Origin of the sequence: Planktotalea sp. (genome assembly GCF_018607965.1) — a bacterium.
In the GTDB taxonomy this organism is placed as follows: domain Bacteria; phylum Pseudomonadota; class Alphaproteobacteria; order Rhodobacterales; family Rhodobacteraceae; genus Planktotalea.
In genome coordinates, this window is sequence record NZ_JABBAM010000015.1 from 1 (window position 1) to 11,478 (window position 11,478).

12 protein-coding genes and 1 pseudogene are annotated in these 11,478 nt (G+C 51.4%); 3 read left to right on the forward strand and 10 right to left on the reverse strand.

Annotation, left to right across the window (positions count from 1 at the left end; translation table 11 throughout):
- Window positions 1-46: 46 nt before the first annotated feature.
- The 10 genes from QZ279_RS01000 to QZ279_RS01045 all read right to left on the reverse strand — a co-directional run bounded on the left by QZ279_RS01000 (window position 47) and on the right by QZ279_RS01045 (window position 8,183).
- On the reverse strand, window positions 47-583 hold the full coding sequence (locus QZ279_RS01000) for an isopentenyl-diphosphate delta-isomerase (RefSeq protein ID WP_293446966.1): 537 nt from the start codon (window positions 581-583) through the stop codon (window positions 47-49).
- Between the two features lie 10 nt (window positions 584-593).
- Window positions 594-1,058, reverse strand: coding sequence for a PTS sugar transporter subunit IIA (locus QZ279_RS01005; RefSeq protein ID WP_293446967.1), 465 nt, complete (start codon window positions 1,056-1,058; stop codon window positions 594-596).
- 45 nt (window positions 1,059-1,103) lie between these two features.
- Window positions 1,104-1,670, reverse strand: a complete 567-nt coding sequence (gene raiA, locus QZ279_RS01010) for a ribosome-associated translation inhibitor RaiA (RefSeq protein ID WP_293446968.1) — start codon at window positions 1,668-1,670, stop codon at window positions 1,104-1,106.
- Between the two features lie 239 nt (window positions 1,671-1,909).
- Window positions 1,910-2,668, reverse strand: coding sequence for an LPS export ABC transporter ATP-binding protein (lptB, locus tag QZ279_RS01015; protein WP_293446969.1), 759 nt, complete (start codon window positions 2,666-2,668; stop codon window positions 1,910-1,912).
- Window positions 2,665-3,195, reverse strand: coding sequence for an LptA/OstA family protein (locus QZ279_RS01020; RefSeq protein ID WP_293446971.1), 531 nt, complete (start codon window positions 3,193-3,195; stop codon window positions 2,665-2,667). Before QZ279_RS01020 ends, lptB begins: the two co-directional genes overlap by 4 nt.
- 15 nt (window positions 3,196-3,210) lie before the next feature.
- Window positions 3,211-3,822 carry an LPS export ABC transporter periplasmic protein LptC gene (gene lptC, locus QZ279_RS01025; RefSeq protein ID WP_293446973.1) on the reverse strand — a complete coding sequence of 204 codons (612 nt, stop codon included), beginning with the start codon at window positions 3,820-3,822 and terminating at the stop codon, window positions 3,211-3,213.
- A gap of 3 nt (window positions 3,823-3,825) precedes the next feature.
- Entirely contained in the window at window positions 3,826-4,788 is a 963-nt protein-coding gene (locus QZ279_RS01030) for a KpsF/GutQ family sugar-phosphate isomerase (RefSeq protein WP_293446975.1), read from the reverse strand.
- Window positions 4,788-5,399: a ribonuclease H-like domain-containing protein gene (locus QZ279_RS01035; protein WP_293446977.1), complete on the reverse strand. Its 612-nt coding sequence runs from the start codon at window positions 5,397-5,399 to the stop codon at window positions 4,788-4,790. Before QZ279_RS01035 ends, QZ279_RS01030 begins: the two co-directional genes overlap by 1 nt.
- 164 nt (window positions 5,400-5,563) lie before the next feature.
- Window positions 5,564-6,268 carry a response regulator transcription factor gene (locus QZ279_RS01040; protein ID WP_293446979.1) on the reverse strand — a complete coding sequence of 235 codons (705 nt, stop codon included), beginning with the start codon at window positions 6,266-6,268 and terminating at the stop codon, window positions 5,564-5,566.
- On the reverse strand, window positions 6,261-8,183 hold the full coding sequence (locus tag QZ279_RS01045) for a PAS-domain containing protein (protein WP_293446981.1): 1,923 nt from the start codon (window positions 8,181-8,183) through the stop codon (window positions 6,261-6,263). The genes QZ279_RS01040 and QZ279_RS01045 overlap by 8 nt, the downstream gene beginning before the upstream one ends.
- A 184-nt stretch (window positions 8,184-8,367) precedes the next feature.
- On the opposite strand from QZ279_RS01045, the gene QZ279_RS01050 reads away from it, so the two are divergent.
- The 3 genes and pseudogenes from QZ279_RS01050 to QZ279_RS01060 form a co-directional block, all read left to right on the forward strand.
- Window positions 8,368-10,341 (forward strand): AMP-binding protein, encoded by a 1,974-nt coding sequence (locus QZ279_RS01050; RefSeq protein WP_293446982.1) that lies wholly within the window; start codon window positions 8,368-8,370, stop codon window positions 10,339-10,341.
- Between the two features lie 10 nt (window positions 10,342-10,351).
- On the forward strand, window positions 10,352-11,170 hold the full coding sequence (locus QZ279_RS01055; protein ID WP_293446984.1) for an ABC transporter ATP-binding protein: 819 nt from the start codon (window positions 10,352-10,354) through the stop codon (window positions 11,168-11,170).
- 36 nt (window positions 11,171-11,206) lie between these two features.
- Window positions 11,207-11,478 (forward strand): annotated as a pseudogene (locus QZ279_RS01060) (branched-chain amino acid ABC transporter permease); the annotation flags it as partial.

Here is an 11,478-nt window from a genome sequence, read left to right on the forward strand (position 1 = left end):
CCTGTCACGGCACGCATTCGAGAGCTGTATAAAGAATTGGTGCGGGCTAATACGACGGTTTGAAATCAGATTTGAAAATTTGCTTAGCGAACTCGTCTAGATAGATTTTCAACCAAGGTGTGAATTTGTTTGGGTTCATCGCAACCTCACGAAGCAGATCGCTGTAACCTATCCAAGCCGTGTCCATGACCTCGTCAGGATTAGGCACTAGGGTCGGGCGATTTTCGAACACGGCAACATAGACGTCGACAACTTCGTGTTCGATTAATTCACCACCAACATCTGCGCGATACTCAACACGACCACGATAATCATTGGGCGCGTTGATCAATCCAAGCTCTTCTACAAGACGACGATGCGCGCAGTCCAAAGGGTCTTCGTTCCAAACAGGGTGCGTGCAGCATGTGTTCGCCCAAAGGCCAGGCGTGTGATATTTGCTTAGCGCACGTTGTTGGATCAGGATTTCACCGTCACAGATCGCAAAAATAGAAATGGCTTTGTGCTTTAGGCCACGCTGATGGACCTCGAGCTTTTCAACGGGCGCAAGCGCCCCGTCAATCCAAGCTGGGATCATGATGGTCATCAGAAGTGGGCTAAGCGGCTTGAAGGCGTTGGGTTTCAGTGATGATTGTATGCAGCGTGTCCGCGTCCTCATTCGCGCGTAGTTTGGCGCAAATTCCCGCATTTCGCATAGTGCGTGAAATCAGAGCGAGTGCTTTCAAATGTTCCACACCCGCGTTTACAGGCGCGAGAAGTCCAAAGAACAAATCAACGGGCTGACGATCAATAGCGCTGAAATCAATTGGCCGGTCCAATCGGATAAACACGCCTTTGACTTCATTAATGCCCTCAATCCGAGCATGTGGGATCGCAACGCCGTGGCCAACACTTGTTGGCCCCAGCGCTTCGCGATCTTGCAATGCACGCACAACTGTTTCTGCGTCGAGGTTGTGCGCTTGGGCAGCGAGGTCAGACAGAGCATGCAGAAGTGTTTTCTTGCTTGATACGACGGACACAGATTTTACCGCGTCGGGCATCAAAAGATCATGGATTTCCATTTGCTCGTACCTTGTACCGCACTTGCCACAAAGACAGCGTGCTTGTTATTTTGGGTCGATCCACCCGATATTTCCGTCGTCTCGACGGTATACCACGTTTACGCCTTTGTTTCCTTCATTTTTGAACACCAAGACCGGCGAACCGCCCAATTCCATATGCATCACTGCTTCGCCGACTGAGAGTGTTGGAATATTTGTTTCCATCTCTGCCACGATAATAGGCTGCAAGGTTTCGGGTTCCGAATCCGACTCTTCGCGTTCACTTTCGAGGATATACGAGGAAGCGCCAATTAATTCAACTGGGTCTGTGCGGTCCTTGTGGTGGTCCTTTATGCGCCTCTTATAGCGCCTTAGTTGTTTATCCATTTTTTCAATGCAAGCATCAAAGGAGCTGTATATTTCAGTAGCGTGGCCACGCGCCGCAGCGGTTAACCCTGTTGATAGGTGTACTGTCGCTTCGCAAACAAATTCATGACCGCTTTTGGAAAATACGATTTGCGCATCCGTCGGTCGCTGGGCGTATTTGTCGAGAATCTCGCCCATTTCTGTTTTCACGTGAGTTTGCAGCGCTTCGCCGATATCGATCTGTTTGCCACTGATTTGGTAACGCATTCTGTCTCCTTCATTTATAATCGCCAACGCACAACCCGAACGGGAAGATGCGATCCTGATGTCAGGGCTGGCGGACAGAGAATAACGTAAATGCAGATTGCAGGATGTTTGCCCCAAGAAAGGCTGGTAGCAGACAAAAGTGCGCGATTTTGCAAAACGTCATGTACCTAGTTGACGATAATTTGGACGCAGCTGTCAATCAATTCTCGCAGCAGTGTGCCAAAAAACACCGCTAACTTCTATGAAATTTTGAAATTGTTGCCAAGATAAACACGACGCACATTCTCGTTTTGAACGACGTCTTCTGGCGTACCAGACATAAGGACCTGGCCATCATGCAAGATATAGGCACGGTCCACAATTTCTAGTGTTTCCCGCACGTTATGATCTGTAATCAACACGCCAATGCCGCGTTTTTTAAGATCAGCAACAAGGTGACGAATGTCACCGACGGAAATGGGGTCAACGCCTGCGAAGGGCTCATCTAGCAGCAAATATTTTGGATCAGCGGCAAGGCAACGTGCAATTTCAACACGGCGACGTTCGCCACCTGAAAGCGCGAGCGCTGGCGCTGCGCGCAGGTGTTCTATGGAAAACTCTGACAGTAATTCTTCAAGTCGCTCGCGTCGTTTCTTTCGGTCTTTCACGGATATGTCGAGGATGGAGGCAATGTTATCCTCCACACTCATACCGCGAAAGATAGACATCTCTTGCGGCAAATACCCGATACCCAATTTGGCACGACGATACATAGGAAGATTGGTTACGTCGCGACCATCAATAGTGACTGAGCCCGCCTCTGGATACACCAAACCTGCAATTGCGTAGAAACTGGTGGTTTTGCCAGATCCGTTTGGTCCCAAGAGCGCGATGACTTCACCGCGATCAAGCGTCATCGACACGTCGCGAATAACGACCTTCTTTTTATAACTTTTGCGAAGGTTGACGATGCGCAGGCCAGATGTGTTCTCGGTCATTTTCAGATCGGGTCGCGTCATTCGTCGCCGTCTTTCTTGGCGGTATTTGTTCGAAGAAGCGATTTCACACGTCCTGTCATCAACGCTGTACCATCGTCTAGATGCACAGTCATTTTGTCAGATGCAATGGCGCTTAGCTTTTGAGTAACAAGAACGTCACCGTTCATAATGATGATTTCTTTTTCCAGATCATAGTCAGCGGTTTCGCCTTCAGCAGCCTCTTCGCCTTGGATAAGCGTGACGCCATCTTTCGCCTTCACGAAGGATATACCGCTTTGATCTTCGTTATAAAAGACCTTCACCCAAGGGGCGTAAATTGTCATCGTATCCTGCACGACAACGACGTCGCCGGTGAACAGAGCGCTATTTGATGCCTCGTCGACGGCTAGCTGTGCAGAGGTCACCTCGATCGGGGCATCCGTATCTTGTTTGCGATCTCCAAAGGCAATCGACGTGCCGCCCTCAGCGTCTTGCGCAAAGAGTGGGGGAGTAACAATGAGTGTGGTCGCCAAGGCGAAGACAATCGGAACTATGAAGGATCGGATCATTTGCACTGCGCTCGCCTATTTATCTTTTGGTTTTGTATACACCACATGCACGTCTTTAGTAAAAAGCAAATGTACTTTTCCGCTTTCTTCGTCCGTGCGTACAAACATTTTACCAGCATTGAACGTTCCTTGGGGGCCTAAACCTTCGACACTACCCGCAGATTCCCCTTCAATCTTTGATAAAAGCGACGTGAGTTGACTGGTGCGAAAATCATATCCGTCGGTCGTAATAATGTGCACATTTCCGCTTAGCACTGCCAAATCCTGCTCTTCATCAACAACACCAGTGTCTGCAGTCACTGTCATGACTTCGCCATTGTCGAGATTGATCAAGGCATCGACGGTCTGGCCGTAGGTCTTGCCTTCAATATCAGGATCGGGTCGCGCATAGCGTGCGGTTATGGTCATGCTTTTGCCGCTGTTGGTGTTGCCGTTGTGTTTTGGGCCGCTGAGCTGGGAACTATTGATCCTTTCCCGAAACGTTTGATCCGAAAGGGCAATTGCCGCTGTGGGATCGACCTTTCTGGACAGCATGAACATTGTTGAAAGTAGCACGAGCGCCACAAGGGGCAACGAAACCTTCAATCCGCGAACAATGCGTGTGTATGCTTGATCACCGAACGCCATGGATCAGCCAAGACCTGCGCGCAAGCAATCGTGGATGTGGATGAGGCCTTCTACCTTTTTGTCATCCGTGGTGACGAACAAACATGTGATCTTGTGTGTGTTCATGATGCGCAAGGCTTCTTCGGCCAGTGCTCCCGCGCGCACAGTTGTTGGGTCTTTGGTTTGAACGTCGTCGGCGGTCAGATCCAGCAGGCCGTCCATGTGACGTCGCAGGTCACCATCCGTAATAATGCCTTGCAAATGGCCAGCGGTGTCTGCGACCCCAACGACCCCAAACCCTTTTTGGCTAATTTCCAGCAAAACATCCCCCATAGATGTCGTGGTCGTTGCGATTGGAAGGGCGTCACCATAGTGCATCAAATCACCGACCTTGGACAAGCGTGCACCAAGTTTTCCGCCTGGATGGAAATCACGAAAATTGGCTGGTGTGAAGGCGCGATGTTCCATCAAAGCGACGGCCATCGCGTCGCCCAGCGCCAATGTCATGGTCGTCGATGTTGTTGGAACAACACCTGTACCACAGGCTTCTTCAGCGTTGGGCAAAACGATAGCGACATCAGATTGTGTAAGCAGTGTAGACTTTGCCTTGCTCGCCACGCCAATCATTGGAATTCCAAAGCGACGTGTATGTGCGATCACATCCGCGAGTTCGGGCGTTTCACCTGAATTGGACAGAATCAAAGCAACATCGCCCTTGGTCATCATTCCTAGATCACCATGGCTGGCTTCCGCGGGATGTACGAAATGCGCGGGTGTACCTGTGCTGGCAAACGTTGCTGCAATCTTGCGCGCAACGTGACCGGATTTACCCATACCGCAAATGATAATACGACCGGGCGCATCAAGTATCATTTGCACAGCATCTGCAAAGGGATCACCAATACCAACGGCCAAGAGCCCCAAAGCATCTGCTTCGATACGAATCACGCGACGTGCTGTATCCAAGAATTTATCTTTGCTCACCATCAGTGAGAGAAGATGTCTTGTTCTGGCCAACCTTCAAGGTCCAAGCGCGCACGCATGGGTAGAAAGTCAAAACAGGCTTGGGCATTTTTCATACGATCCTCTCGAATGAGACGTTTGTTCAACTCTGTTCGTAAGCGATGTAGATATAAAACATCGCTTGCTGCATAGTCCAGTTGTGCTTTGGTAAGCGTGACCGCGCCCCAATCACTGGACTGCTGATGTTTGGAAATATCGATACCTAGAAGATCTTGTAGCAAGTTCTTCAATCCGTGGCGATCTGTATAGGTGCGCACCAGTTTGCTGGCGATCTTGGTGCAATACACAGGTTCGGTAACCGCGCCAAACGCGTTTTGTAGTGCGGCAATATCAAAGCGGCCGTAGTGAAAAATCTTTAGAACCCTCGGGTCCCTTAGCATCTTGCACAGATTGGGCGCGTCGGTTTGGTCTTTGGCGACCTGCACTATATGCGCATTGCCGTCTCCGCCCGACATCTGAACAACACAAAGCCGGTCGCGATGTGGATTTAGACCCATGGTCTCACAATCAATCGCAACGACAGGGCCAAGGTCCAGATCGGCAGGTATATCATTTTGGTAGAGCGTATTAATCATTCTGAATCCATACAGCAGTCCGCACGATACACAACCAACGGTGCCAGCGGTCAGCTAGAACAGAAAGTACGCCATTGCATCTTTCGAAGGGCCTAACATTACTGTTGCGCCAATTGCGCAAATCACCGAACCATAACGAATTGGAAGTCGATAGTTCCTTTAATTTAGCGCCAGTCCACATCGCCCAGGAATATATATCCAGCGCCATAGATCGTTTTGATCAGCTGCGGATTCTTGGGGTCTTCGCGTAGTTTTGTGCGCAGGCGTGAAATGCGGACGTCCATGGCGCGGTCAAAGCTATCGCCTGCGCCGCCGCCGAGCTTGTCTTGCATTTGTGCGCGTGAAATCAGGCGCTTGGGGCTTTCGAGAAACATGCGTAGCACTTCGCCTTCCGCGTGGCTGAATGTGGCCTCGTGGCCATCTGCGTCTTCTAAAACATAGCGATCAAAATGAGCGGTCCAGCCGGGAATATGCGCTGTATTGGACGTGGTTTCCTGTGGGACACTCTTACGAAGGCGAACACGAATACGCGCGACAACTTCGCTGGGATCAAAGGGTTTGATGATGTAATCGTCTGCGCCGAGTTCTAGGCCAGTGACTTTGTCCTGCACCTGCGTGCGGCCAGAAATAATGATCACGATCGCGCCCTGTTCAAGGGCGAGGCGATGAACAAGAGTTAGACCGTCTTTGTCAGGTAGCGACAGATCAACAAGACACACATCGGGCGTGATGGTTTTCAAAGCGGCTTCGAATTCGCGCGCTCGCCCAAAGCTAAGGGTGCGAAAACCTGTGTCCTCTAGGGTTTCGGACAGGATTTGCCGGATCTCGGGCTCATCATCAAGGATTGTTACAAGGGGAAGGTCACTCATGTGCGGCATCCTGTGTCTGTTCTGCTTTGGCGAGGGCGGCGCGCAGGGCATCCTCTGAAAAGGGTTTGTGCAAGAACGCACCACGTTGCGCAGCGGCTTGGTGAAGCGGGTCGTTGACGGGGAGTGACGTCATAAGTGTGAGAGGAAGCTGCGTTATTTGCACCAGATCAAGCCCAGTGCGGGCACCACTGAGATGAATGTCAGAAAGTACATAGGCAATGTCTGGAACAGAGGCGAGCAGTGCTTCGGCTTCGTGGATCGAAGTGGCTTCCAACACCAAATGCCCTTGCGCCATCAGCATATCGCGGATCGACATGCGCAAGTCTTCACTGTCCTCAACAAGCAGAACCAGTCCGGGGGCGAGGGTTGCGCCAGTGGGTCTAAGGGGAAGGCGCAGCACAACATGCGCGCCGTTATCATTGAATAGACGTACGTCACCGCCAGCGAGTTTGGTCATGTCATAGACCATCGCAAGACCAAGGCCCGACCCTTCGCCGCCCTTTGTCGTAAAGAAAGGGTGCAGCGCTTTTTTCAAAGCTTGTTCAGTAAACCCAGTACCTGTGTCAGCGACTTCGAGTTCTAGCCATGTGTCTTGCACTGCACGTGCGATAAGTGAAATCTGTCCACCGGGCGGTGTTGCATCACGTGCGTTTAGAATCAGGTTCAATAGGCTGTCTTGCAGCATGTCTGCATCAATGTTGAATGTGCCATCTGGCGTGGTTTGGTTGATTTGAAGGCGGTGATCATTGCCCACTGTTGGGCTTGCCATCGTTTGTAATTCGCTAAGGAATGCAGACAATCGGATTGGTGCAGGGCGGAACTCTCGCGGGCCTGTCATGTCTGCGATCCTATGGAGTAAACCACCGCCACGACGCGCTGCGGCGAGAGTGGCAGCAATCAGATGTTTGGCCTCACTAGGAAGACTATCCATGCGTTCCAGTTTTCCCTGCATCCCCAGAATGATCGTTAGAAGATTGGAAAAATCATGTGCCAAGCCACTGGTCAATTGTGCGGCCATTTCACGGCGTCGTGTTTGCTGAAGCGCGACGCGGGTTTGGGTTTCTTCGGTGATGTCCATGGACAGAACGTAGATGCCCTGCATGTCACCATTCACGCTATCAGGGGTTAGGGCGACGCGAATGCGACGCGAACTTGGGTCGTGCGTAAATTCAAATACCGATCCCACCCCGTCGAAGGCGCGTTCTATATGCGGCTCAATAACTGCGTGCGTGGCTGGGCCCAAAGCATCGCGTGCGGTCAAGCCAATGATTTCATCCGTACTGCCCGGCATGACGTCCTGAAGGCGGCGATTCGAAAAAGTGTATCGCTGATCCAAATCAATATGAGCAATGTGTGCGGGCATCATTTGGGTGGTCAAACGGGTGCGGGCTTCCATTTGGGTTAGCTGATGCTTGGCCTCTTCCAAGGCGGCGTTACTAGAGGCAAGCGCGCGGTTCGTCTTTGCCAGTTCTTCGGAGCGGACCAGAACTTGTTCGCTTAGCGCCTCGGACCGCGTGCGCAGCAGGGCCTCTTGCTGCTTGATCTCGGTGATGTCGGTGTAAACGGTGACCCAGCCACCCTCTGGTAGCGGCGCGCCTTCAACGCTGATCATTCGACCGTTCGCGCGCTTGCGTTCCATGTAGTGCGCTTCAAAGGTGCGGGCGAGCTTGGCGCGATTCGCTACGAATTCATCCAGATCGTCGATTTCACCGTATTCGCCGCGTTCGGCCAGAAAGCGAATGACCTTGTCAAAACTAACACCCGTTTGAACCAGTTCGCTGGGTAGGCTGAACATCTGCTGCATCTGACGATTGATCAAGACCAAGCGGAGATTCGAATCAAAGATCGACATAGCCTGTTGGATAAGGTTCAGACCGGCTTCGAGCATCTTGCGTTGGCTGGGTGTGCGGTTCATGCGCGTATGGCTATCACTGTGAACAGGGCCACGAACAGCCCTGACTCGGCGCTGTTACAATTCGTTATATTTCAGAAAATATGTAGAAAAAGTTGACGTTCAAGAATTTGGTGGCACGGTAAGGTCAACGGCACACAAAAAGTGGCCATGCACGACCTAGCGCGTGCGACGGAAGGAGACATCATTGACACAGACGTCTGAGGGCGCACACGGATTAACATCCGTACCAGCGCTATTGCATCGCAACGCTACCGAGTTCGGTGACAAAGCCGCGTATCGTGAAAAAGAGCTGGGCATCTGGCAAAACTGGACGTGGGCAGAGGCCGCTAAAGAGATTGAAGCGCTTGCGCTGGGTCTTTTGAAGCTGGGCGTTGCTGAGGGTGATTTCGTCGCTGTCGTTGGTCGCAACCGTCCGTATCTCTATTGGGCGATGGTCGCTGCGCAATCTGTTGGTGCTGTCCCCGTTCCACTTTATTCCGACGCTGCTGCCGAAGAGATGGCCTATGTGCTAGATCATTGTGGCGCGCGTTTTGTGATCGTTGCTGACCAAGAGCAGGTTGATAAGGTCCTCGAAGTACAGGACGATCTGACCCAGTTCGAGCACATGATTTACCTCGACCCACGTGGTCTGCGCAAATACGATCATGCTGCCTTGCACCATTTTGCAGCTTTGCAAGATCAAGGACGCGCGGCGTCTGCTGAGTTGCTTCCTGAATTGAACCGCCGCCGTGATGCGCTGAATTACGACAGCACATGCGTGATGCTTTATACATCTGGCACGACAGGCAAGCCTAAGGGCGTTGTTCTGAGCAACCGCAATATTATTGAGACGTCCAAGAACTCGTCAGAGTTCGATCACCTTAGCGCTGGCGAAGATATCCTCGCCTATTTGCCGATGGCATGGGTTGGTGATTTTATCTTCTCTCTGGGTCAGGCCTATTGGACCGGATTCTGCGTCAATTGCCCTGAAAGCGTTGAAACAATGATGACCGATCTGCGTGAGATTGGTCCGACGTATTACTTTGCACCGCCACGCGTGTTCGAGACACAGCTCACGACCGTGATGATCCGCATGGAAGATGCGAGCCCGTTGAAGAAACGGATGTTCGACTACTTTATGGAGCACGCGCGCAAAGTTGGCCCTGACATTCTTGATGGTAAATCCGTCAGTGGCATGGACAAGTGTAAGTACAAGCTGGGTGATTTGTGTGTCTACGGCCCGTTGAAAAACACGCTTGGCTTTAGCCGTGTTCGCGTCGGTTATACTGCCGGTGAAGCGATCGGCCCTGAGATTTTCAGTTTCTACCGCTCACTTGGAATTAACCTAAAGCAGCTTTACGGTCAGACCGAAGCGGGTGTTTTCATCACGCAGCAGCCTGACGGCGAGGTTCGCGCAGATACGGTTGGTGTTCCTAGTCCCGGTGTTGAAGTGCGCATTGGTGACAACGGTGAAGTCTTTTACCGTAGCCCCGGCACATTCGTAGAATACTACAAAAATCCTGAAAGCACTGCCGATACCAAAGATCCAGAGGGATGGGTTGCGACGGGTGATGCGGGTTTCTTTGAAGAGGCGACAGGCCACCTGCGCATCATTGACCGCGCTAAGGACGTTGCCAAAATGGCTGGTGGCGAAATGTTCGCGCCGAAGTATGTCGAAAACAAACTAAAGTTCTATCCCAACATCTTGGAAACTGTCGTTTTTGGCGCAGGCAAAGACTATTGCACAGCCTTTGTAAACATTGACTTGAACGCTGTTGGTAACTGGGCAGAGCGCAACAACATCGCATACGCGTCCTACCAAGAACTGGCGGGTCATCAGCGCGTTCTGGATACGATCCAAGAGCATGTTGAAACGGTGAATAAATCAGTTGCCGAAGATCCCATGTTGTCGGGCTGTCAGGTCCATCGCTTTCTTGTGCTGCACAAGCAATTGGATGCGGATGACGGCGAATTGACGCGCACACAAAAAGTACGTCGCAAGATCATTGGTGAGAAATTCGAAGATCTGGTGAACGCGCTTTATGACGGATCGTCTGAAATCTACACCGAAACGGAAGTTACTTATGAAGATGGTCGCAAAGGTAAAATCAGCGCGACGCTGGAAATTCGTGATGCCAAGGTTGTGCCTGTAACCGCCTCCAAAATAGCTGCTGAGTAAGGAATTTTTGATGCTGGATAACTCAGATAGCTACGTCACCGAAGACGGCCGCACGATTGGTGCTGTTGTGATGGAAATGAAGAACATCACACTGCGCTTTGGTGGTGTTGTCGCGATCAAGGATATTTCGTTTGATATCCGTCAGGGCGAGATCCGTGCGATTATTGGCCCTAACGGTGCTGGCAAATCGTCAATGCTGAACGTGATCTCTGGGTTCTATGTGCCCCAAGAGGGCGAAGTGTTTTTTAACGGAAAACCACGTCCGCAGATGCGGCCCTATGAAGTGGCCCAGCAAGGTATTGCGCGCACGTTCCAGAATATCGCTTTGTTTGAAGGCATGACTGTTCTGGACAACGTGATGACGGGTCGTTTGAACAAGATGAAGTCCGGTTTGTTGGCCCAAGCGATTTGGCGTGGTAAGGCGGAGCAAGAAGAGATTGAGAACCGCGAGAAGGCGGAAAAAATCATCGACTTCTTGGAAATTCAGCACATCCGCAAGACACCCGTTTCGCGCCTTCCCTATGGTTTGAAGAAGCGTGTTGAACTGGCGCGCGCGCTTGTGGCCGAGCCAAACTTGCTTCTTCTGGACGAACCAATGGCGGGCATGAACGTCGAAGAAAAAGAGGACATGTCCCGCTTTATTCTGGACGTGAACGATGAATTTGGCACCACGATTGCGCTGATCGAACACGATATGGGTGTTGTCATGGACCTGTCTGACCGCGTGGTTGTGATGGACTACGGCAAAAAAATCGGCGACGGCACACCCAACGACATTCGCAACAACCAAGCTGTGATTGATGCGTATTTGGGGGTGGCACATGACTAATCTCGCCCTTTCTAACATTGTGAAGGAGGCACGCTGATGCCCGAACAACTCGCCTTTGCGATGGAAGTGTTCTTCAACGGTCTGATGGCTGGCGTTCTCTATTCGCTGGTCGCGCTGGGCTTTGTTTTGATCTTCAAAGCTTCTGGTATTTTTAACTATGCTCAAGGTGTTATGGCGCTGTTTTCTGCGTTGACGCTGGTCGGCATCATGGAAGGACAGGTTCCTTTCAGCCATATCATCAACGCGGTCTTTGGCACTGATATTCACCACTTTGGCTGGCACGTTCCTGCCTTCTTGGCGATCCTTGG

Bases quoted from the DNA above. Each gene is read 5' to 3' on its own strand.
- QZ279_RS01005 (WP_293446967.1), bottom strand. From the start codon at position 1,058: ATGGAAATCCATGATCTTTTGATGCCCGACGCGGTAAAATCTGTGTCC.
- QZ279_RS01035 (WP_293446977.1), bottom strand. From the start codon at position 5,399: ATGATTAATACGCTCTACCAAAATGATATACCTGCCGATCTGGACCTT.
- lptC (WP_293446973.1), bottom strand. From the start codon at position 3,822: ATGGCGTTCGGTGATCAAGCATACACACGCATTGTTCGCGGATTGAAG.
- QZ279_RS01000 (WP_293446966.1), bottom strand. From the start codon at position 583: ATGACCATCATGATCCCAGCTTGGATTGACGGGGCGCTTGCGCCCGTT.
- raiA (WP_293446968.1), bottom strand. From the start codon at position 1,670: ATGCGTTACCAAATCAGTGGCAAACAGATCGATATCGGCGAAGCGCTG.
- lptB (WP_293446969.1), bottom strand. From the start codon at position 2,668: ATGACGCGACCCGATCTGAAAATGACCGAGAACACATCTGGCCTGCGC.
- QZ279_RS01030 (WP_293446975.1), bottom strand. From the start codon at position 4,788: ATGGTGAGCAAAGATAAATTCTTGGATACAGCACGTCGCGTGATTCGT.
- QZ279_RS01045 (WP_293446981.1), bottom strand. From the start codon at position 8,183: ATGAACCGCACACCCAGCCAACGCAAGATGCTCGAAGCCGGTCTGAAC.
- QZ279_RS01040 (WP_293446979.1), bottom strand. From the start codon at position 6,268: ATGAGTGACCTTCCCCTTGTAACAATCCTTGATGATGAGCCCGAGATC.
- QZ279_RS01055 (WP_293446984.1), top strand. From the start codon at position 10,352: ATGCTGGATAACTCAGATAGCTACGTCACCGAAGACGGCCGCACGATT.
- QZ279_RS01020 (WP_293446971.1), bottom strand. From the start codon at position 3,195: ATGATCCGATCCTTCATAGTTCCGATTGTCTTCGCCTTGGCGACCACA.